Here is a 21,673-nt window from a genome sequence, read left to right as displayed (position 1 = left end):
AAAGTAATGAGAAAAACAAAAATTGTATGTACGATTGGACCAGTTTCAGAATCCGTTGAAAAAATCACAGAATTAATTGCAGCAGGTATGAATGTTGCGCGTTTAAACTTTTCACATGGTGATTTTGAAGAGCATGGTGCCCGAATTAAAAATATCCGTGAAGCTTCGAAAAAATTAGGAAAAACAGTTGCAATTCTTTTAGATACAAAAGGACCAGAAATTCGAACAGGAATTATGGCAGATGGTAAAGTTGATATTATTAAAGGACAAAACATTAACATTTCCATGGATGAGGGCCTTTTAGGAACAAAAGAAAAGTTTGCTGTTACTTATCCTGAATTGATTAATGATGTACATGTTGGTTCTAAAATCCTATTGGATGATGGACTAATTGAACTTGAAGTAGTTGAGATTCTTAAAGAAGAAAATGAAATTAAAACAAAAGCTTTAAACTCTGGTATTTTGAAAAATAAAAAAGGTGTTAACGTTCCTAACGTAAGTGTAAACTTACCAGGTATGACTGAAAAAGACGCTGCTGATATTTTATTTGGTATTGAGCAGGATGTTGATTATATTGCCGCCTCATTTATCCGTCGTGCTTCAGATGTACTAGCTATTCGGGAACATTTAGATAACAATGGTGGAAAAAACATTCATATTATCCCCAAAATTGAAAACCAAGAAGGTATAGATAATTTAGATGCGATTTTACAAGTGTCAGATGGTTTGATGGTTGCTCGTGGTGATTTAGGTGTTGAAATTCCACCAGAAGATGTACCTGTTGTTCAAAAATCTATGATCAGTAAATGTAATATTGCTGGTAAACCAGTTATTACTGCTACTCAAATGTTAGATTCTATGGAACGTAATCCTAGACCTACACGTGCAGAGGCTTCTGACGTAGCAAATGCAATTTTTGACGGAACAGATGCGATTATGTTGTCAGGTGAGACTGCAGCAGGTGATTATCCTGTCGAAGCTGTTCGGACAATGCATAATATTGCCATTAAAGCAGAATCTGCCTTAGATCATAAAGCATTATTAGCTAAACGAACAAAATCAAGTGAAATGACGATGACAGATGCGATTAGTCAATCAGTTAACCACACAGCAATGAATCTTGATGTTGATGCAATTTTAGCACCGACTGTTAGTGGTCATACAGCTCGAATGATTTCTAAATATCGTCCGAAAGCTCCAATTATTGCAGTTACATTTGATGAGGGGGCAAGTCGTCGCTTATCTTTAGCTTGGGGCGTTCATTCAATTGTTGGTGACGTAGCTTATACAACAGATGAAGTACTTAATGTTGCTATTGATCGTGCATTAGAAACAAATCAATTCAAGCGTGGGGATCGAATTGTCATCACTGCAGGTGTTCCAGTGGGCGAAAGCGGAACAACAAATATGATGAAAGTTCATGTTATCGGGGATGTCTTAACAAGTGGACAAGGTATCGGTAAAGGAAGTTCTATTGGTCGAGTCGTTATTGCAAATAATGCGGCCGAAGCTAATGAGAAAGTTAGACATGGTGATATTCTTGTTACTCAAGGTACTGATAAAGAAATGATGCCAGCATTGGAAAAGGTAAATGGTATTATTACTGTTGAAGGTGGCTTAACTTCTCATGCTGCTCTCGTTGGTTTAGACTTAGCTGTTCCTGTTATCGTTGGTGTTGAAGATGCGATGACCGTATTAAAAGAAGGTGAAGAGATCACTGTTGATGCTAAAAAAGGTGATGTCTACATCGGAAGAGCTAGTATTTTATAATTAAACACTAATATAGTTAAGCTAGTGTAAAAAAGGGGATTTATCCCCTTTTTTACTATTTCTAAGTCTGAGAAAGGTTAGAGGGAAGAAAGATCTAACAATTCTCACCTGTTTCGTTGAACAGTCCTTCTCAGTGGAATGAGTAAGCAAAGTCCAAATCTCACCCAAATAGGGGAGATCACTCTAAAAAGAGAAGAATATTTAACTGAAACGAATCAAATTCATAATGATATGCTTAGTTAGTTAATTATGAAATATACACAAGTGATTAACCATTCTGTGATGAGGGGTGTCTGAATGTTAAAATGGCTATTATTACTTATAATTAGTGTGCCTATACTTGAAATCGTCCTATTGATTTGGGCTAGTTCATCTGTAGGTGTTTGGTCAGTTATTGGCTTAATTGTTTTGACAGGATTAATAGGATTAACTCTAGCAAAACATGAGGGTATCGATACACTTCGCCGAGCACAGCAAAACATGCAACAGGGACAATTACCTGCTGAAGAAATTTTGGATGGTATTTGTATTTTGTTTGGTGGCATTTTATTATTAATACCTGGCTTTATTACAGATATAGCAGGTTTACTATTAATGTTACCTTTTACTCGTCCATATTTTAAGAATTGGTTAAAAGCGATCATTCAGAATATGATTAATCGTGGAAATACTATTATTTATCGTCGGTTTTAGGGAATATACTTTCCAAAACGTATATAGTTTAGAATGATTTGGTCAAGTTTGCTTGCTTTGATCGTTTGGATAGAGATCAGAGTAAGTGGTGTCAATAAAATTCCGAAGATTCCAAATAGTGAATAAGCTAAATAACCTAGAGCAATTACAAATAATGAATTTGTGCCAACTTGTCTTGAAACTAGTCGTGGTTCTAGAAACTGTCTTATACAAACAATAATCATATAAATGATCGATAATTTAATAGTTAGCATAAATCCACCGGTTATTAATGAAAAAATCATCCAGGGCCAAAGTAATAGACCTACTCCAATTAATGGAATGAGGTCAATTAAGCCAAAGGTAATTGCTAGTGCTAAGGCATTATCTATTTCTAGTAAATAAAAACCGATAATTAAGACAAAAGTTGTCATTGCCGAGACGATCAATTGTGCTTTTAAATACCCCCAACCGATACTAACAAAATGTTTATGAACCTCAACGATTTTTTCAATAGAACGATCAGGGAGTAATTGTTTAATCTTTTTTATATATAAGTGCCAATCTTTGCTTAACAAAACGGTTAGAATTAAAATAATAATTGATGTTGAAGTCATTTCTATAGTTTGAATAATCGTTTCTGACATGAAAGGTACAAGTTGGTTGGCAAATTTATGAATGGTCGATAGAATTAATTCATAAAGATTATCGATTAAACCCATTAAATATTCAACTAAACTAAAATTTAATCGATTAAAAAAATGCTCGAAATTAGCTAGTGTATAAGTGGCAAAATGATTTAGACCATATTTAATAAATTCAATCACCGCATTAAGATAGAGGGGGAATTTAATAATAACTGAATCAAAGATATCAATTAAATAGATAATGATTAGGCTGAGTCCAGTAATTCCAACCGCTAAAATCATCAGAAGACTGATTAATATTGCACTTATTTGATTAATATTTAGCACACGTTTAATAAAGTTGCTTGGCTTTTGTAATAAAGCACTAAAGACAAACACAATAGTGAATGGGAATAAGTATTTAATAATTAACAAGAGGGTTATAATCGTTAGACTGATGATTAGGATAATATGGAGAATTCTTAGCAACATGTTTTTATACTTCGTAGTCAGTTCACTCACCTACTCATCTTTTGCTAGGTTTATAGAATAAAATATGATAAGATAAAACAGATTATACCTAGACCTTTTCTAATTCTGATCTTTTATGCTAATATATTAAGATAAGAGAAATTTTATGTACTATTCGTTTAGGAGCTAGCTTATGATCAATTCATCGACAATTTTTTTAATTTTACTATTTATCCTAGGTTATATTGGGAAAAACGAATCAATTATGGTAGCCGTATATATATTACTTGGTATTCAATTATTAAAATTGGATACAAGACTATTCCCCTTTATACAAGAAAAAGGAATGACAATAGGAATAACGATTATTACCATATCGGTCTTAATTCCGATTGCAACGGGTGAAATTGGCTTTAAAGATTTAATTGATAGTGTAAAAACCTATTATGGTTGGATTGCTTTAGGTTCAGGAATATTTGTTGCACTTGTAGCAAGAGGTGGGTTAGACTTGCTTGCTAATGATCCACACTTAACAACAGCCCTTGTTATGGGCACGATTATAGCAGTTGTCTTTTTTCAAGGTGTTGCAGTTGGACCATTAATTGGTGCTGGAATCGCTTATTTGATTATGCGTATTTTTGATTTCTTCCTTATCTAATTTCCGCTAGAAGGCTCTCACTTCAAATTTTGTTAGAAATCAACCGATGAATGTTTCAATAATTAAACCATTATATGAATTGGACTAAATTCTTATCTCAGAGGAATGGGTTATAAATGGATCTATTTAGTCCTGAAAAGAAAATCAGCGATTGAGCTGAAGATTGATGCCAATATTGATCTAAATAACCCAAGTGACAGAAATGTTTTAGGTGGGACAGTTATAGACATAGTCTCAGACGAGATAGTCCCATCTAACTAAATGAACCTATCCTTACTAGGTACTAGTTCACTGCATTATACCGTTATTAACTTTTAGTAAAGGGAGGAAACGATATGTCAACAGCAAAAGGACTAGAAGGGATTATTGTTACAGAAACTAAAATCACATCCCTTATTGATAATCAATTATCATTTGTCGGCTATTCAATTGATGATTTGATCAAGTATTCAAGCTTCGAGGAAGTGATTTATTTACTATGGTATAAACGCTTACCTAAAAAGTCAGAATTAACAGACTTTAAGCAGAAACTTTTTCAAAATATGGAGCTTCCAAAAGAAATCTATCCACACCTAGAGAATATGGATCTAGAAAAAACTCATCCAATGTCTATTTTGCGCTCGATTATCTCATTGCTAGGTGCTTATGATCCTGCTGATTCATTATCATATAAAGATGCGCAAATAGAGAAAGCGCTACGATTACAAGCCCGTATTGCAACGGTTATAACAACATTTTCTCGTATGCGTCAAGGTAAAGAACCTGTTAAACCTAAAGAGGAATATAGTTATGCCGAAAACTTTTTATATATGTTAAAAGGCAAGCCCGTTGCACCTCTTGAAGTACAAGCATTTGATCAAGCATTAATTCTACATGCTGATCATGAATTAAATGCATCGACATTTACTGCCCGAGTTTGTGTGGCTACTTTGTCTGATCTATACTCAGGTATTACAGCTGCGATTGGTGCATTAAAAGGAGAACTTCATGGGGGGGCTAATGAACAAGTCATTAAAATGTTGATGGAGATTGGTGAGGTCGACCAGGCACTTCCTTACATAAAAGAAAAAATAGCCAAGAAAGAAAAGATCATGGGCATGGGACATCGTGTTTACAAAAAAGGTGACCCGAGGACAAAATATTTAAAAGAGATGTCCAAAAAGTTAACCAAAAGAACGGGACAGGAAAAATGGTTCCAGATATCAGAAATTATTGAGGACTATATGAAAAAAGAGAAAGATCTTCCAGCCAATGTTGATTTCTATTCTGCATCTATGTATCATTCAATGGGGATTGAACATGATTTATTTACGCCTATTTTTGCAATGAGTCGGACTTCAGGATGGATTGCTCATATGTTTGAACAATATGACGACAATCGATTAATACGTCCGCGGGCAAAATATGTCGGTCCAAAAAATTTAGATTTCATCCCTATTTCAGATCGTTGATGCACTTTACCACTGATTAACAGACTGTAAGTTCACCTACCCCAATAATTCAAGAAAAAACACCAAATGAAAAGTAGTGGTCAACAGTCGGTAAAAATCTCGATGCGTTCATCTAACCCTCAGTTAGGATGAAGTTTCCACTGAGGGAAGATTTACTTTTCAAATATTTTAGGAGGTACTTTTTATGTCAAAAGGAGAAAAAGTTATTGTAGAAAATGGTGTGTTAAATACACCTAATCATGTCATTATTCCATTTATTGAAGGAGACGGAACTGGACCAGATATATGGGCAGCTTCTAGTCGTGTTTTAGAGGCAGCTGTAGAGAAGGCTTATAACGGTGAAAGAAGTATTGTATGGAAAGAAGTCCTAGCTGGTGAAAAAGCATATGAAACGACTGGGGAATGGCTACCAGAAGAAACACTTGATGCTATTCGAGAATATAAAATTGCGATCAAAGGCCCCTTAACAACACCTATCGGCGGCGGAATCCGTTCACTAAACGTCGCTTTACGTCAGAAGCTAGATCTGTTTACATGTCTACGCCCAGTTCGTTATTTTAATGGTGTTCCTTCACCTGTTAAACGACCTGAAGATACAGATATGGTTATTTTTAGAGAAAATACAGAAGATATTTATGCTGGTATTGAGTGGGAAAAGGGATCGGCAGAAGCAAAACGACTTATTGGGTTTTTAAGAAATGACATGGGTGTAACAAATATCCGCTTCCCAGAATCCTCAGGAATTGGTATCAAGCCCGTATCTGAAGAGGGAACACACCGTCTAGTAAGGGCCGCAATTGATTATGCGATCAAAGAGGGACGTCAAAGTGTCACGCTTGTTCATAAAGGAAATATTATGAAGTACACAGAAGGTGCCTTTAAAAATTGGGGCTATCAATTAGCTGAAAAAGAATATGGTGATAAAGTCTTTACTTGGGCTGAATACGATAAGATAGCTGAAAAAGAAGGTCGAGAAGCTGCTGATTTAGCACAAAAACAAGCAGAAGAGGCTGGAAAGATTATTATAAAGGATGCCATTGCAGATATCTTCTTGCAACAAATTTTAACACGCCCAAGAGAATTTGATGTTGTTGCGACAATGAATTTAAATGGTGATTATATTTCTGATGCTCTAGCGGCACAAGTTGGTGGAATTGGGATAGCGCCAGGAGCTAACATTAATTATGAAACAGGTCATGCAATTTTCGAAGCTACTCATGGAACTGCGCCGAAATATGCTGGGCTTGATAAGGTTAATCCATCTTCAGTTATTTTATCAGGTGTCTTAATGCTTGAACATTTAGGTTGGAATGAAGCAGCCAACTTAATTACAGAATCAATGAATAAAACAATTAGTTCAAAAGTGGTTACTTATGACTTTGCACGCTTAATGGATGGGGCAAAAGAAGTAAAAACGTCTGTTTTTGCAGATGAGTTAATTAAGAATATGAATTAAACTTTAAAAAATACTGATAAACTAATGTTTGTCAGTATTTTTATGTTGATATTGAATAGTATTATAAAGAAAGATTAACATTGTAAATAAAACTTTACATATTAGCATGGCCATACTCATTCACAATTTGAAACGAACAATGTATGATTAGTATAAAGACAATGGGGGGACAGAACGATGAAACAAAAGATCTTAATTGTTGATGACGAGGAATCAATCGTTACATTATTACAATATAATATTGAAAGAGCAGGATTTGATACAGCTGTTGCCTATTCTGGAACAGAAGCATACGATAAAGCAATTAATGAACCGTTTGACCTTATTGTACTCGATCTAATGTTACCAGGAATGAAAGGAACGAATGTTTGTAAAAAATTAAGACAAGAGAAAATTGATACACCCATCTTAATGCTTACAGCTAAAGATGATGAAATTGATAAAGTCCTAGGTTTAGAGTTAGGGGCTGATGATTATTTAACAAAGCCATTTAGTCCAAAAGAAGTTGTTGCTCGTATTAAGGCAATTCTTCGTCGAACCAACAGGCAAACAGAAAGAGAACCCGTAAATTTTAAAATTGGCAATTTAGTTATTTATCCTGACCAATATGAGGCAAAGATTGGTGAAGAGATGTTAACCTTTACTAGGAAAGAATTCGAACTATTGGTTTATTTGGCCAAGCACAAAGGAAAGGTTCTATCACGTGATCAATTACTTAGCGCTGTGTGGAATTATGACTTTTCAGGTGATACTCGAATTGTTGATGTTCATGTCAGTCACATTCGTGAAAAAATTGAGCCAGATACGAAGCAGCCTGTATATATTAAGACGATTAGAGGATTAGGCTATAAAATGGAGGAGCCTGTCGATTGAAAAAAACAAGCAAATTTATATTTTTTGTTTATTTGTCTATTGTTACTTTAGTTTTTTTAGCCATGTTATTTATCCTTGTCCCTCTAGCAAGCGGAGGGGATCAGCCGATTGTAGTTACTATTTTAATAGGTGCTTATGCAGTTATTGTTGTATTATTATATCAAATCTACCAAAACTACTTTAAACCAATTAGCAAAATTACAATCGTATTACAGGAATTGATTAAAGGTAACTATTCCGCTAGAGCCCATGAGAAAACACATTATGGTGCAGAAAACTTAAGCTATGCAGTCAATAAACTGGCTTTTAATCTGCAAAATTTAAATCGGCAAGATAAAATGCATAGTAGGCAATTACACACAGTTATTGATAATATGGAAAGTGGTATCATGTTGTTGGATACTAATGGTTATGTCCAACTTGTAAATCGAAAATTCACTGATTTATTTGATAAGACAGAGAGTGAAGTGAATAACCAACTCTATTATAATGTGCTAAAGCAAAAGAAAATTTATCATTCTGTTCAAGAGGTCTTTTTGTATGAAGAAACGATAAAAAACTCAATTACCTTAAAGAAAAATGGTCAGACCCTTTATATTGAAATTGTTGCAGTTCCTTTTTTTAATGAAAGTAATGAATTGCGTGGTCTCGTGTTTGTTTTTCATGATATTACAGAATTAAAGCATATTGAACAAGTTCGAAAAGACTTTGTTGCGAATGTTTCCCATGAATTGAAAACACCTATCACTTCAATTAAAGGTTTTGCTGAGACTATGCTTGATGATGAGATCGGTGATCGTTCACTTCAGCAAAAATTCCTTACGATTATCTACAAGGAAAGCGATCGATTGCAGACATTGATTCATGATTTATTAGAGCTATCTAAACTTGAAAGAGATGAATTTGATATCGAATTAAGGAAGATTGATCTTTCAACTCTTATTGAAGATAGTATTACAATGGTTAATGATCAGGCTGAGAAAAAAGGGATTCACCTCATGTTAAGGGTAACGAAGGATTTGAGCTTAATGGGTGATGAGGCACGATTAAAACAAGTTATTTTAAACTTGTTATATAATGCAATTAATTACTCCAGGGATCATGGTGTTGTCATTATTACAGCCAGACCTTCAAACCAATGGATTGAAATATTGGTAGAGGATAATGGGATAGGAATTCAGAAAGAAGTGATTGATCGAATTTTTGAACGCTTTTATCGAGTAGATAAGGCTAGAAGTCGAGATACTGGTGGAACAGGTCTAGGATTAGCAATTGTTAAACATATAGTTGAGGCACATAAGGGAGTCATTGAGGTAGAAAGCGAATTAAATGCTGGCTCTACTTTTAGAATTTTATTGCCAATCCATAAATAACTGAAATAAAACGAGTTGAAAAACTCGTTTTTCTTTTTCCAAAATTCCCCTCCAGTATATGAAAATCACTTTTCTATTTTTAAATCCGCTAAACGTGGTAAGATAGAGAGTAAGTAATGAAGGTAAAGGAGATTAATGATGAGTTCAAAACAAAAGCTAGTTCTAATTGATGGAAATAGTATTCTATACCGTGCTTTCTTTGCACTTCCCCTATTAACAAATGATAAAGGTGTATACACAAATGCTGTTTTTGGTTTTACAAAAATGCTTATGCGCGTATTAGATGAAGAGAAGCCTACACATATACTTGTTGCTTTCGATGCTGGCAAAACAACCTTCCGTCATGAAACATATAAAGACTATAAGGGTGGGAGACAGAAGACCCCACCAGAGTTATCAGAACAATTTCTTTTAGTTCGTGAGTTATTGGATGCTAGCACGATTGTTCATTATGAATTAGAAAATTATGAAGCGGATGATATAATAGGTACTTTAGCAAAACAAGCGACAGAATCGGGTTTTGATGTTCGAGTCATTACAGGTGATAAGGATATGTTGCAGTTAGTTTCTAAAGATGTCCACGTTCACATTACTCGGAAAGGAATCAGTGAAGTGGATGTATATACACCTGAGTTTCTACAAGAAAGGCTAGAGCTTGATCCCAGTCAGATTATTGATATGAAAGCATTGATGGGGGATAGCTCGGATAATATTCCTGGTGTTCCCGGTGTTGGTGAAAAAACATCAATTAAGTTATTGAAACAGTTTGAAACGTTAGAAAATATTTATCAACATCTCGATGAGGTCAGCGGAAAAAAACTTAAAGAAAATTTGACGAATTACAAGGAATCTGCCTTTATGAGTAAAGACCTAGCAACGATTAATCAGAACTCTCCTGTAGAGGTAGACTTAGAACAAGTGGTTTATCAAGGCTATGACCGGAATCAATTACACAGTCTATTTAAGGATTTAGGCTTTAAATCTTTATTAGATACAGTAGGTGATGAATCAACTGTAGATGGAAGTTCAACTGAGCGTTTGAGTTCACTTGAGATAAAGATTGTAGAGGATATTGATGAGATCACTTTCACTGGAAATGATACCCTAGTTGTTGAAATATTAGATGATAATTATCATAAAGCAGATATCCTGGGATTTGGTCTTGCCAATCAAAAAGCCTACTATTTTATACCAAGTGATTTAGCGTTAAACTCCGATCAATTTAAGCGCTGGCTTGAAGATCCAGAACAAAAGAAACTAACCTTTGATTCAAAAAAGGTAATGGTTAGTTTATTACGCCACGATATCAGAGTAAAGGGAATCACCTTTGATTTATTACTCGCTTCATACTTGATTAATCCAGCGGAGAATAGTCATGATATTCCCGCAATTAGTCATCGGTTAGGCTATGAAGATATTTTATTTGATGAGGAAGTATATGGGAAAGGGGCTAAGTTACGGATACCGGAAGAAGCAAAAGTTGCTGAACATGTGATCCGAAAGGCGAGAGCTCTTCCCAAGTTACAAGAAGCTATCTCAGTAAAATTAAAAGAAAATGAACAAGAATCTTTATTAAGGGATCTAGAACTACCGCTAGCAATCATTTTAGGTGAAATGGAAGCAAGGGGCGTTCGTGTAGATCAAGAACAATTAAATGCAATGCAGGTTGAGCTAAAAGACAGACTAACCACTATTGAAACTGAGATATACCAATTGGCAGGGAAAAGTTTCAATATCAATTCCCCTAAACAATTAGGTATCGTTTTATTTGAAGACTTGAATTTACCTGTGATTAAGAAGACAAAAACAGGTTATTCAACATCAGCTGATGTTTTAGATAAATTAGAAGATAAACATCCGATTATTACAAAAATTCTATTATATCGTCAGCTAGGGAAATTACAATCGACTTACATCGAGGGATTATTAAAAGTCATTCATAATGATAATAAAATCCACACACGTTTTAACCAGGCACTTACACAGACAGGGCGTTTAAGTTCAACTGACCCTAACTTGCAAAATATACCGATCCGATTAGAAGAAGGACGTAAAATAAGAAAGGCATTTATCCCAAGTGAAAAAGATTGGTCTATTTTAGCCTTTGATTATTCACAAATTGAATTACGTGTATTAGCACACATTGCAAATGATGAAAAACTAATAACAGCTTTCAAAGAGGATCGCGATATTCATACGCAAACAGCGATGGATATCTTTCATATCGAAGCGGATCAAGTTGATGATTTGATGAGAAGACAAGCTAAGGCTGTTAATTTTGGGATTGTCTATGGAATCAGTGATTATGGATTATCACAGAATCTAAAAATTACACGTAAGGAAGCCCAAGCATTTATCGATCGTTATTTTGAAAGTTATCCAGGAGTAAAAAAATATATGGATGATATTGTTCATCAAGCAAAATTAACGGGTTATGTAACGACATTAATGAATCGAAGACGTTATTTACCTGAGATTACGAGCCGTAATTTTAATCAAAGAAGTTTTGCTGAACGGACGGCCATGAATACACCTATTCAGGGGAGTGCTGCAGATATCATAAAAAAAGCTATGATCGACTTAGATCTTGCTTTAAAGGCAAGAAAGCTTTCAGCACGATTACTATTACAAGTACATGATGAACTTATTTTAGAGGCACCAAAAGATGAAGTCGAACAATTAAAACAACTTGTACCTAAGGTTATGGAAGAAACAGTCGAATTAATTGTCCCATTAAAGGTTGATTCTTCTGTTGGCAAGACATGGTACGATGCAAAATAGAGGAGAAAGAAGTTATGCCGGAATTACCAGAGGTAGAAACAATTAGGAAATCATTATTAGAACTTGTTAAGGGTGAAATAATTACGAAAGTGGATGTATACTGGCCAAAAATAATAAAAAGACCAGCTGATCTATTGCAATTCAAAGAATCTCTTCAAAATGAAAAAATAACAGATATAAAACGGAAAGGGAAGTTTCTTATCTTTGAATTAGACCATTATTCCTTAGTGTCTCATTTAAGGATGGAGGGGAAATATGGTGTATATCCTGCTGAAACAGAGAAGGATAAGCATACACATGTTATCTTTCATTTTGAAAGTGGACATACTCTACGTTATCATGATGTTCGTAAATTTGGTACGATGCATTTGTTCCCTAAAGGAGAGGCTAGCTATGCAATGCCATTGATTCAGCTAGGCCCCGATCCCTTTGAAGTAAATTATTCTTTGTCTACAATTTACCCGAAAATCAAGAAAAGCAGTCGAGCCATTAAAAATATTTTATTAGATCAAACAGTTATATCAGGTCTTGGAAATATTTATGTTGATGAAACATTGTTCCGATCAAGTATTCATCCCCTTCGTAAAGGTAGAACATTAACGGAAGAAGAAGTAATGGTCATTCTGCAAGAGGCACAAGCAACTCTTGCAGAAGCCGTTGAACAGGGGGGCACGACGATAAGAAGCTATGTAAATAGTCATGGCGATATCGGGATGTTTCAGCAAGAATTATTTGTCTATGGACAAACGGGCTCACCTTGCAAAAAATGTGGGAGTGAAATTGAAAAGTTTAAACTTTCCAATCGAGGGACACACATTTGTCCGAGCTGCCAACGGATCTCCTAAAGACAATGGACTCACATCTTTTTTTATCAATCCATATACTATCCTAAGTCAATTTATTGAACTTGGAGAGGATGTGTGTGGAGATGGTAGAGATACTCTCCTTATTTTTTTTGGGGATTGCAGTGAGTATCGATAGTTTTATGGTCGCTTTTACTTATGGTTTGAAGAAGTTAACCTTGGCTCCAATTGTCATTGCTTTAATAGGTATTTGCTCAGGATTAGCCTTTGGTATTGCAATGGCTGCTGGCCAAGTGCTTGCTCTGTTAATTACTGAGACGCTAATGACGGTGATTGGAGCGATCTTGTTAATTAGCTTAGGGTGCTATAGCCTGCTCACCTTTGATAAAGGAAAAGAAAAACAGAGCTTAACTAAAAGCTATCAGTTAAATTTAAAAAGAATGGACATTGTGATAAAAATTTTCCACAAACCAGCATTTGCTGACTTAGATCAATCAGGTGATATTACTGGACTTGAAGTGGTTTGGTTGGCCTTAGCTTTATCAATTGATGCAGCAGTTGCTGGATTAGGAGCATCATTAGTTGGTATTCATGTTATTGCTATTGGTTTAATTTCATTGATGACCATTATATTTTTAGCCCTGGGCTTATTTATAGGAAGTCAATTTGCACAAAAGGAATTACACAGGGGAGTTCGTTATATTCCCGGACTCCTGCTAATTTTAATCGGCTTTAGTCGATTGTTTATCTGATTTACGCTAGAAGACTCCCACTTTAAATTTTGTTAGGAGATAAGAGGTTTGTGGGTCTATATAGGATAACTGAAGCGGATGAATTGGATGCACGTTTGTAACTAATTAATTTGTAAAGATATTAGGTGATAAATATGGCGCTTGTCATTGGATTGACGGGAAGTATTGCAACGGGAAAAAGTACGATTGCGAAACTATTTAAAAAAGAAGGAATTCCACTTGTAGATGCTGATTTAATTTCACGGCAGATAGTAGAACCTGGCCGTGAAGCTTATCAAAAGATTATCACAGTATTTGGTCAGGATATTTTAGCTCGTGACCAGTCAATTGATCGTAAGAAATTAGCTGAACTTATTTTTAGTGATCAAGAAAAACGTGACCAATTGAATCGTATTCTCCACCCCATTATTATTGAACAAATAATTCAGGAACGTGATCGATTGATTAATCAAGATGAACAATTAATTATTTTAGACATTCCTCTATTATTTGAACTTCAATTAGATGACCTTGTTGATCGGACGATTGTTGTATATACTTCACCTATTCAACAATTGCAACGGTTAAAAAATAGAGATAACTTAACAGAAGAACAAGCGAAAAAAAGGATAGCTTCTCAAATATCAATAGATCAAAAAGCTAAAAAGGCAAATTTCGTTTTAGATAATAGTGATGAAATAGATAAAACAGAAGCTCAATTTTATTTATTATTAGATCAATTAAAAAAGCTTATTAATAAAGATGATCTAACAGCAAAATAATCGTAGTAATGGATAAAATATGCTATAATAGAGCTTAATGAGTATATTTAATAACAATTGGAATCCTTTATTTAGGGATGGATAAAAATATATTAACGAGGTGTCATTTATGGGGTTTAAGGAATCATGGAATAAGTATTTCAACAATCATTCTGAATCGCGAGATAATCATTGGGATCCTGGATTAAAAACACATTACTTTAAAACCACAAAGGATAAAGCTTTTGATACTTTACTTCGCTATTTTAAAAATCAACCCGGTTGTAAAATTAACTCGACTTCAGAACGTCATGGTGAAATCAGTATTAACTTTAAAGGCAAACGCCGGGCTTTTATCATTGTGACTGTTATCATGGTTAAACCATTTAAAACGGCCATTGATTTTTCAATTACGACAGAGGGACATTTATTTGATTTAGGCTTTAGCCATAAACTTATTACAAAGTTTTATGAAGATTTGAAAAAAGAAATGCAAATCGTAGATGTTGAAAATTACATTTAATAATTAAAGATGGGAATGAAAAATAATGCGGTGTCCAAGCTGTCAAAATAAAAATACACGTGTCTTAGACTCCCGCCCAATCGAAGAGGGGGATGCGATTAGGAGGCGACGAGAATGTGAAGCATGTAGCTATCGCTTTACCACATTTGAGAGAATTGAAGAAGTCCCACTAATTGTCATCAAAAAGGAAGGCGTTCGCGAATCCTTTAGTAGAGAAAAGCTCATTCGAGGGCTGATCAAAGCTTGTGAAAAAAGACCAGTTTCTCTTGAACAATTAGAAAAGTTAGCCTTAGAAGTTGAAAGAGAATTACGGAGTCGAGGATCAGCTGAAGTAGAAAGTAAGGATGTAGGAGAACTCGTAATGGATCATTTAGCTACTATTGATGAAGTTGCATATGTTCGTTTTGCTTCTGTTTATCGCCAATTTAAAGATATAAATGTTTTTCTTGATGAATTGAAAGATATAATAAATTATTCTGATGAAAATAAAAAATGAGCCAATTTGGCTCTTTTTCTTTGTGCTATAATGAAATAATAAAATGAATAGAGGAGGCTAACTATGCACCCATCAATTGGGAAAATTCTCCCCTCTGACTACTATAGTATCAAAAAGGATGGAAGCTTAACACAAGAACATTATCAGGCACTTTATCAATTATATCAGCCAATAATTGGTGTGGTTGCTACGGCATTGTACTTAACCTTACATCATCTATTTCAAACGGAGCAGAAACATACACATCATCAGTTAATGCAAGTTTTAAATCAACCATTGGATGCAATTTATCAAGCCCGTAAGAAATGTGAAGCAATTGGCTTACTTACTACTTATCAATTAAATGAAGAGAACTATACTGTCTTTAATTATGAATTAATTACACCATTAACAACTAGGGAGTTTTTATCCAATGATCTATTAAATCAATTACTTTTGCATCAAATCGGACCAAAGAAGCATAAAGCGATTAAAGATATATTTACTTCCTTAGATCATGATATAAATCACTTAGGAAAGAATATAACAACAAATTTCTCTGATGTATTTGCATACAATTTACAAGTTGATCAAGAGAATACTCAAGTTGTTAAGCAGGGTAGACACGAAGATCCCATCGCCTTAGATGATATCGAATTGGATTGGAAATGGATCGAAAAGATGCTAGAGGATCGAATGTTACCAGCAGATAAAATACTTTCCGTTGAAAACCGTAAGTTAATTACACAAATGGCCGCTTTTTATCAGTTAACATCAACACAATTGGATAAGGCAATTCAATGGTCAATATCAAGTGATCATGAATTGAATCGAGAGGAATTTAAGTTGGCTTGTTTAGATTTAGTAGAAGTTTTGCCAGAGCAAATCAATGTTGTAAATCAAAGAGATAAGTTAAAAACAACCGATCAACGTCAAAAAACAAAAAAAGAATTATTCATTGAACGAATGGAAACGATAAGTCCAAAGGAATTATTGGAAGACTTATCAAATGGACATCAAGCCTCTCAGCAAGACTTAAAGATGGTTGCCAATGTGATGGATTCACAAGGTCTTGAACCAGGTGTGATGAATGTTCTGATCCATTATGTTATGCTTAAAACAGATATGAAATTGACAAAATCCTATTTGGAGAAGATTGCTAGTCATTGGTCAAGAAAAAATGTCAAAACAGTTCAGCAGGCAATGACTTTAGCTAAATCCGAAAATAATAAATACCAACAATGGGATCAGAAGAAACAAGCAAATTACTATCGTCCGAAAAATAATCAGGACATTGTTCCCGATTGGTTTAAAAAGCAAAAGAAAAATCAAAAAAAGCAAACAACATCACCCGTTGAGTCTGATCAAGATATTAATGAAATCTTAAAGGCCTTTAAAAATAAAAAAACGAATGAGTAGAGGTGGGGAAATATGGAGTCGATCCAAGCATCATTAAAAAAGTGGATGAAAGACAAACAATCCTTTCAAGATGTCTATCAACAAATGCGATCAGATATCATGAATGATCCCGACATTCAACAACTGCTAAGTGAACACCCGCAGTTAGATGATCAAGCGATTGATCGACAATTGATTAAATTGTATGAATATCAATCACAAAATAAAGATTGTCGGAACTGTCCTGAAGGTGGCTGTTCAAATAATATTCTCCCTGGATATAAGCCCCGCATTGAAGTGGATGGGACCAATATTCACCTTACCTATGAAAAATGTAAATATACCATTTTACGTGAAGAGCAACAGGAACGTTTAGCCTTAATTAAAAGCTTGCATATGCCAAAGGAAATCCTGCAGGCATCTATTGCTGATATATACGGCGATGATCCAGCACGTTATCAAGCCATCGTTGCAATTTCACAGTTTTTAAATAAAGTAGATAGCGAACTCCCTTCGAAAGGTCTTTATTTTCATGGGCCATTTGGTGTTGGGAAGACCTACTTTCTGGGAGCAATAGCAAATGAATTAGCTGATAAAAAGATAGCATCAATGCTCATTTATATGCCTGAATTTGTTCGGGAAATTAAATCGTCTTTTAAAGATGACTCTGTTGGTGAGAAAATTGATCAATTCAAGAAGATACCTGTGCTGATGATTGACGATATTGGAGCGGAGTCTTTGTCCGCCTGGTTCAGAGATGAAGTGCTGGGGTCAATTTTACAATACCGAATGATGGAGGGCTTACCAACCTTTTTTAGTTCAAACTACTCCCTAGATCAATTGGAAAAACATTTATCTACTACATCAAGAGGAGATATTGAACAATTAAAGGCAGGGCGAATCATTGAACGAATCCGGCAAGTTAGTAAGCCAATTGAAATTAATGGGGAGAATCAAAGATAAAGTGAAACTTCAATCAGTGAGGTTTGGGTCTACAGGACCTAGGTCATGCAGACCTTACCACAGGACCTGGAGGCTTTAGCCTGCCTTCTCCTATACTCACTGATTGGGAATGGGATAGCGATTACACGTCCCATCAAAGTGATTTACAGATACTCTTCCCAGCGAAAACATTAGTTATTACCACAAGGGGATGCCCTAAAGGCCCTTGAACCAATCATCGGGACCATACTGTCAGTTGACTCCCCATTTGCAATGCTTACTTTCCTTCAAACTCCTGAAGTGAGAGTCTTACTGATGGTTGTAGTGGATAAAGTGAACCCCTGTTCAGGAAGGCTAACCCCCTCTGACTAAGGTTAGGGGAGGTTTAGATCATTGAACATCGTAATCCTCAATCTCCCTTTCAATCTCTAGATTGTTTTCTATAGTTAATTTCTTTTTTACATTACCATCCGCAATGATTGTGATCGGTTCTATAATGTCAAGTTCACTATTTCACTATTATCCTGAATGACAAATCCTTCAGGAATTTTAGGGACTTTTTTAATTTTAAAGAATTGCTTTTTCAAGAAGTCACCACCCACCATTCCAATCGCTTGATAGGAGGCCTCATTCTTAGATAATTCCATGACCTCATATGTAATTATTCTTTTTCTTGCCTGAGTTTTATATGATGAAATTGATTCAATTAATCATTTTTTCAAAAAAGCACCCATACAATATAACAGTGTTAGAAGAGATGGGTGAGATTAAATGGTGAAAATTAAATTTGATCATGAATTGGATCAAACAATGTTTAAAGATAAGTTGAGAGAAGAACATCTAGTCTGGCGAGTGATAAATGATTATGAACTTGAGATTTTAGATCAAAATAATGAAAAAATAAGTCAAACGCTATGTCAAATGTTTTATTATGTTGATTTAAAGCCCTTGTTAATTGAACGTTTAATCAATCAATACTATTATTTTGATTTTGATGAGATGAATACAATTTTGGCTTTTGCAGCTCAAATGCTCTTAACAGATCATTATGAAAAGGTGAGTTTTTTAACAGATTTGCGTGAAACAATGAAACAATATTTTCATTTAGAGCAGGATCAATTAAATTTTGATTATGGTGAACAAAAACAAAACTTTTTTGCTCAAGCAGGATGGCTTTTAGAAGAGGTAACAGCTCGGGCTATCGATGAAAAGAAACAAGACGAGCAATATCAAGTTTTTTTACAATCCTTGAGGGAATACGTTAAGAAATGCGAAATCGGCCCACTTTGCTTTGTAAAATGGAAAAAGGATGAGGTCATCATTTATGATGATAATGGTAGGAGGTATTCAAAGCAAGAATTAGACAATCAATTATTGGAAACGCCTATTCATATTTATCAATTTGCCCATAATGAGCATCAAATTAGTCCTTTTCTTGCTTTAAATCCCAAACAAATCTTAATATATCCGGATGATGAGACAGATCCTGTTTTGACATCTTTACAAAATATTTTTGATGAACGTATTATGATTGTTCGAAATCAGTTTTTCCCTTTTGGTGATTCCTAAATCTTTAGTCTGAAAGAAAAAATTACTTGCTTTTTTTTCACAAAAACTATATAATACTAGTCATATTCGATATTTAAAAGTCTTGATGAGGACAAGATTGTTAGCTTGACGTTCACAAGAGAGGGAAGTTATGCTGAAATCTTCCTGTTCGTTCAACTGATGATTACCACCTCTGAACTCCATTTCTGAACTTTTTATTAGGAGATGGCGTCTATCTACGTTACAGATCTTGTAAAGCCAAACGTATTTCTTTTTTTAAAAAGTATGGTTTGGGAACAAGGGTGGAACCACGAGCCAATGCTTGTCCCTTTGCGAATAACGCAGAGGGATGGGCATTTTTTTATTGAATTGATCAAATATATAAAGGAGCGAACAAAGCAATGGACAAACAATTAGTGATTACTTTCCCAGATGGAGCAAAGAAGGAATTCCCACAAGGAACAACCGGTGAAGACATTGCACAATCCATTTCACCAGGTTTAAGAAAACAGGCACTAGCAGTTACTTTAGACCAAAACTTTTATGATTTAAAAACACCTTTACCACACGATGGTGAAATTTCGATTATTACAAACAAACAACCCGAAGGTCTTGAAATCATGCGTCATTCAACAGCACATGTCATGGCACAAGCGATTAAACGTTTGTATGGCGAGAATGTTAAATTAGGTGTAGGGCCAACAATTGAAGATGGATTCTATTATGATATTGACATGGAACATTCTTTAACTCCTGAGGATCTCCCAAAAATAGAAAAAGAAATGAAACGAATTATTGATGAAAATTTAGAGATAAAACGGATAGAAGTAAGTCGTGAAAAAGCGAAAGCACGTTTTAAAGCAATTAATGATGAGCTTAAACTTGAATTGCTTGATGCTATTCCAGCTGATGAAAAAGTAACGATATATGAACAAGGTGAATTTTTTGATTTATGCCGTGGTGTTCATGTTCCTTCTACAAGTAAAATCAAAGTCTTTAAATTGTTAAGTATTTCAGGGGCGTATTGGCGTGGAGATAGTAATAATAAAATGCTTCAACGTATTTATGGAACAGTCTTTAATAAGCAAGCTGAATTAGATGAACATTTGCGCTTGCTTGAAGAAAGAAAAGAACGTGATCATCGAAAATTAGGGAAAGAACTTAAGTTATTTACAATTTCACAAAAGGTAGGGCAAGGTCTTCCAATCTGGTTACCTAAAGGGGCAACAATTCGTCGGATTATTGAACGTTATATTGTCGATATTGAGGAGCGACTGGGCTATGATCATGTCTATACACCTATTTTAGGGAATGTTGAGCTTTATAAAACAAGTGGTCATATGGATCATTACAAGGATGATATGTTTCCAATACTAGAGATGGATAATGAAGATCTTGTGCTCCGACCAATGAACTGTCCGCATCATATGATGGTTTATAAAAATCAATTGTATAGTTACCGCCATTTACCTGTTCGAATCGCTGAACTGGGTATGATGCATCGTTATGAGATGTCAGGAGCATTAGCAGGTTTACAACGTGTTCGAGCAATGACATTGAATGATGCCCATATCTTTGCTCGTCCAGATCAGTTAAAAGATGAATTTGTTCGCACTGTTGAACTTGTGCAAAATGTTTATCGTGATTTCGGAATTGAAGACTATTATTTCCGTTTATCTTATCGTGATCCTGAAGATAAAGAGAAATATATTGATAATGATGAAATGTGGGAATTGGCACAAGCAACACTGAAAGAAACAATGGAGGAAATGAATTTAGACTATGTTGAAGCGATAGGGGAAGCTGCTTTTTATGGTCCAAAACTTGATGTACAAGTAAAAACAGCTTTAGGAAAAGATGAAACACTTTCTACTGTTCAACTAGATTATCAGGCTGCGGAAAGATTTGACCTCACTTATGTTGGTGAAGATGGTGAGGAACACCGACCAGTTGTTATCCATCGTGGAGTTGTTTCAACAATGGAACGGTTTGTTGCCTTTTTAATTGAAGAATATAAGGGGGCATTTCCAACCTGGTTAGCACCGATCCAAGCTCGAATTATTCCTGTTTCTGTTGATATCCATAGTGATTATGCTAAGAAAATTGAAGCTGATCTTCGTCTTTCTGGTATGCGCGTTGAAACTGATTTACGCGATGAGAAGCTCGGTTATAAGATTCGTGAAGCACAAACAGAAAAGATTCCATTTGCTATAGTTGTTGGTGATAAGGAAATGGAAGAGAATGCTGTTAATATTCGTCGTTATGGTGAGCAAAAGTCTGAAAACCTAAGCTTAGAAGATTTTAAAGGGCTTGTTGAAAGAGAAATAGCAGAAAAATCGAGAAAATAATATATAATGGATT

19 protein-coding genes and 1 other annotated feature are annotated in these 21,673 nt (G+C 34.9%); of the genes, 17 read left to right on the top strand and 2 right to left on the bottom strand.

The window, feature by feature from the left end:
- The first annotated feature begins 6 nt into the window (after positions 1 to 6).
- Both pyk and KQI76_RS00625 read left to right on the top strand, forming a co-directional pair.
- Positions 7 to 1,770, top strand: a complete 1,764-nt coding sequence (gene pyk / locus KQI76_RS00630) for a pyruvate kinase (RefSeq protein ID WP_216398366.1) — start codon at positions 7 to 9, stop codon at positions 1,768 to 1,770.
- A 297-nt stretch (positions 1,771 to 2,067) separates the two neighbouring features.
- Complete coding sequence (locus KQI76_RS00625; protein ID WP_216398365.1) at positions 2,068 to 2,463, top strand: FxsA family protein; 396 nt, start codon at positions 2,068 to 2,070, stop codon at positions 2,461 to 2,463.
- Here the strand turns inward: KQI76_RS00625 and KQI76_RS00620 are convergent.
- On the bottom strand, positions 2,460 to 3,560 hold the full coding sequence (locus KQI76_RS00620) for an AI-2E family transporter (protein ID WP_216398364.1): 1,101 nt from the start codon (positions 3,558 to 3,560) through the stop codon (positions 2,460 to 2,462). The genes KQI76_RS00625 and KQI76_RS00620 overlap by 4 nt on opposite strands.
- Before the next feature lie 172 nt (positions 3,561 to 3,732).
- Between KQI76_RS00620 and KQI76_RS00615 the strand changes: the two genes are divergently transcribed.
- The 13 genes from KQI76_RS00615 to dnaI all read left to right on the top strand — a co-directional run bounded on the left by KQI76_RS00615 (position 3,733) and on the right by dnaI (position 17,785).
- Positions 3,733 to 4,197, top strand: coding sequence for a DUF441 domain-containing protein (locus KQI76_RS00615; protein WP_216398363.1), 465 nt, complete (start codon positions 3,733 to 3,735; stop codon positions 4,195 to 4,197).
- A 335-nt stretch (positions 4,198 to 4,532) separates the two neighbouring features.
- Entirely contained in the window at positions 4,533 to 5,648 is a 1,116-nt protein-coding gene (citZ, locus tag KQI76_RS00610; RefSeq protein ID WP_216398362.1) for a citrate synthase, read from the top strand.
- Positions 5,649 to 5,832: 184 nt separating this feature from the next.
- Entirely contained in the window at positions 5,833 to 7,104 is a 1,272-nt protein-coding gene (gene icd / locus KQI76_RS00605; RefSeq protein WP_216398361.1) for an NADP-dependent isocitrate dehydrogenase, read from the top strand.
- 177 nt (positions 7,105 to 7,281) lie between these two features.
- Positions 7,282 to 7,977, top strand: a complete 696-nt coding sequence (locus KQI76_RS00600; RefSeq protein WP_216398360.1) for a response regulator transcription factor — start codon at positions 7,282 to 7,284, stop codon at positions 7,975 to 7,977.
- Positions 7,974 to 9,350: a two-component system histidine kinase PnpS gene (gene pnpS / locus KQI76_RS00595; RefSeq protein ID WP_253288734.1), complete on the top strand. Its 1,377-nt coding sequence runs from the start codon at positions 7,974 to 7,976 to the stop codon at positions 9,348 to 9,350. The genes KQI76_RS00600 and pnpS overlap by 4 nt, the downstream gene beginning before the upstream one ends.
- A 138-nt stretch (positions 9,351 to 9,488) precedes the next feature.
- Complete coding sequence (gene polA, locus KQI76_RS00590; RefSeq protein WP_216398359.1) at positions 9,489 to 12,131, top strand: DNA polymerase I; 2,643 nt, start codon at positions 9,489 to 9,491, stop codon at positions 12,129 to 12,131.
- A gap of 14 nt (positions 12,132 to 12,145) precedes the next feature.
- A complete protein-coding gene (mutM, locus tag KQI76_RS00585; RefSeq protein ID WP_216398358.1) occupies positions 12,146 to 12,976 on the top strand; it encodes a DNA-formamidopyrimidine glycosylase in 831 nt (276 codons plus the stop codon).
- An 83-nt stretch (positions 12,977 to 13,059) separates the two neighbouring features.
- The gene (ytaF, locus tag KQI76_RS00580) at positions 13,060 to 13,686 is read left to right on the top strand and encodes a sporulation membrane protein YtaF (protein ID WP_216398357.1); all 627 of its coding nucleotides are present in this window, start codon (positions 13,060 to 13,062) and stop codon (positions 13,684 to 13,686) included.
- A 134-nt stretch (positions 13,687 to 13,820) separates the two neighbouring features.
- Positions 13,821 to 14,447, top strand: a complete 627-nt coding sequence (gene coaE, locus KQI76_RS00575) for a dephospho-CoA kinase (protein WP_216398356.1) — start codon at positions 13,821 to 13,823, stop codon at positions 14,445 to 14,447.
- A 109-nt stretch (positions 14,448 to 14,556) separates the two neighbouring features.
- Entirely contained in the window at positions 14,557 to 14,949 is a 393-nt protein-coding gene (locus KQI76_RS00570; protein WP_216398355.1) for a cytosolic protein, read from the top strand.
- 25 nt (positions 14,950 to 14,974) lie between these two features.
- Positions 14,975 to 15,445: a transcriptional regulator NrdR gene (gene nrdR / locus KQI76_RS00565; RefSeq protein WP_216398354.1), complete on the top strand. Its 471-nt coding sequence runs from the start codon at positions 14,975 to 14,977 to the stop codon at positions 15,443 to 15,445.
- A gap of 63 nt (positions 15,446 to 15,508) precedes the next feature.
- Entirely contained in the window at positions 15,509 to 16,843 is a 1,335-nt protein-coding gene (locus KQI76_RS00560) for a replication initiation and membrane attachment family protein (RefSeq protein WP_216398353.1), read from the top strand.
- Between the two features lie 12 nt (positions 16,844 to 16,855).
- Complete coding sequence (gene dnaI, locus KQI76_RS00555; RefSeq protein WP_216398352.1) at positions 16,856 to 17,785, top strand: primosomal protein DnaI; 930 nt, start codon at positions 16,856 to 16,858, stop codon at positions 17,783 to 17,785.
- A 470-nt stretch (positions 17,786 to 18,255) separates the two neighbouring features.
- Here the strand turns inward: dnaI and KQI76_RS00550 are convergent, their stop codons facing one another.
- A complete protein-coding gene (locus KQI76_RS00550; protein WP_216398351.1) occupies positions 18,256 to 18,411 on the bottom strand; it encodes a hypothetical protein in 156 nt (51 codons plus the stop codon).
- 124 nt (positions 18,412 to 18,535) lie between these two features.
- Here KQI76_RS00550 and ytxC point away from each other — a divergent pair, with 124 nt between their 5' ends.
- Together ytxC and thrS are read left to right on the top strand one after the other, a co-directional pair.
- Entirely contained in the window at positions 18,536 to 19,333 is a 798-nt protein-coding gene (gene ytxC, locus KQI76_RS00545; protein WP_216398350.1) for a putative sporulation protein YtxC, read from the top strand.
- 73 nt (positions 19,334 to 19,406) lie between these two features.
- Positions 19,407 to 19,645 (top strand) — a binding site (T-box leader).
- A gap of 68 nt (positions 19,646 to 19,713) precedes the next feature.
- Positions 19,714 to 21,660: a threonine--tRNA ligase gene (gene thrS / locus KQI76_RS00540; protein WP_216398349.1), complete on the top strand. Its 1,947-nt coding sequence runs from the start codon at positions 19,714 to 19,716 to the stop codon at positions 21,658 to 21,660.
- Positions 21,661 to 21,673: the final 13 nt, after the last annotated feature.

The sequence above is a fragment of the Amphibacillus sp. MSJ-3 genome (assembly GCF_018919165.1).
Lineage (GTDB): Bacteria > Bacillota > Bacilli > Bacillales > Amphibacillaceae > Amphibacillus.
Note: the sequence above shows the minus strand (reverse complement) of the source record. Positions and strands in the feature narration are given on the sequence as shown.

Bases quoted from the DNA above. Each gene is read 5' to 3' on its own strand.
- pyk (WP_216398366.1), top strand. From the start codon at position 7: ATGAGAAAAACAAAAATTGTATGTACGATTGGACCAGTTTCAGAATCC.
- KQI76_RS00625 (WP_216398365.1), top strand. From the start codon at position 2,068: ATGTTAAAATGGCTATTATTACTTATAATTAGTGTGCCTATACTTGAA.
- KQI76_RS00620 (WP_216398364.1), bottom strand. From the start codon at position 3,560: ATGTTGCTAAGAATTCTCCATATTATCCTAATCATCAGTCTAACGATT.
- KQI76_RS00615 (WP_216398363.1), top strand. From the start codon at position 3,733: ATGATCAATTCATCGACAATTTTTTTAATTTTACTATTTATCCTAGGT.
- citZ (WP_216398362.1), top strand. From the start codon at position 4,533: ATGTCAACAGCAAAAGGACTAGAAGGGATTATTGTTACAGAAACTAAA.
- icd (WP_216398361.1), top strand. From the start codon at position 5,833: ATGTCAAAAGGAGAAAAAGTTATTGTAGAAAATGGTGTGTTAAATACA.
- KQI76_RS00600 (WP_216398360.1), top strand. From the start codon at position 7,282: ATGAAACAAAAGATCTTAATTGTTGATGACGAGGAATCAATCGTTACA.
- polA (WP_216398359.1), top strand. From the start codon at position 9,489: ATGAGTTCAAAACAAAAGCTAGTTCTAATTGATGGAAATAGTATTCTA.
- mutM (WP_216398358.1), top strand. From the start codon at position 12,146: ATGCCGGAATTACCAGAGGTAGAAACAATTAGGAAATCATTATTAGAA.
- ytaF (WP_216398357.1), top strand. From the start codon at position 13,060: ATGGTAGAGATACTCTCCTTATTTTTTTTGGGGATTGCAGTGAGTATC.
- coaE (WP_216398356.1), top strand. From the start codon at position 13,821: ATGGCGCTTGTCATTGGATTGACGGGAAGTATTGCAACGGGAAAAAGT.
- KQI76_RS00570 (WP_216398355.1), top strand. From the start codon at position 14,557: ATGGGGTTTAAGGAATCATGGAATAAGTATTTCAACAATCATTCTGAA.
- nrdR (WP_216398354.1), top strand. From the start codon at position 14,975: ATGCGGTGTCCAAGCTGTCAAAATAAAAATACACGTGTCTTAGACTCC.
- KQI76_RS00560 (WP_216398353.1), top strand. From the start codon at position 15,509: ATGCACCCATCAATTGGGAAAATTCTCCCCTCTGACTACTATAGTATC.
- dnaI (WP_216398352.1), top strand. From the start codon at position 16,856: ATGGAGTCGATCCAAGCATCATTAAAAAAGTGGATGAAAGACAAACAA.
- KQI76_RS00550 (WP_216398351.1), bottom strand. From the start codon at position 18,411: ATGGAATTATCTAAGAATGAGGCCTCCTATCAAGCGATTGGAATGGTG.
- ytxC (WP_216398350.1), top strand. From the start codon at position 18,536: ATGGTGAAAATTAAATTTGATCATGAATTGGATCAAACAATGTTTAAA.
- thrS (WP_216398349.1), top strand. From the start codon at position 19,714: ATGGACAAACAATTAGTGATTACTTTCCCAGATGGAGCAAAGAAGGAA.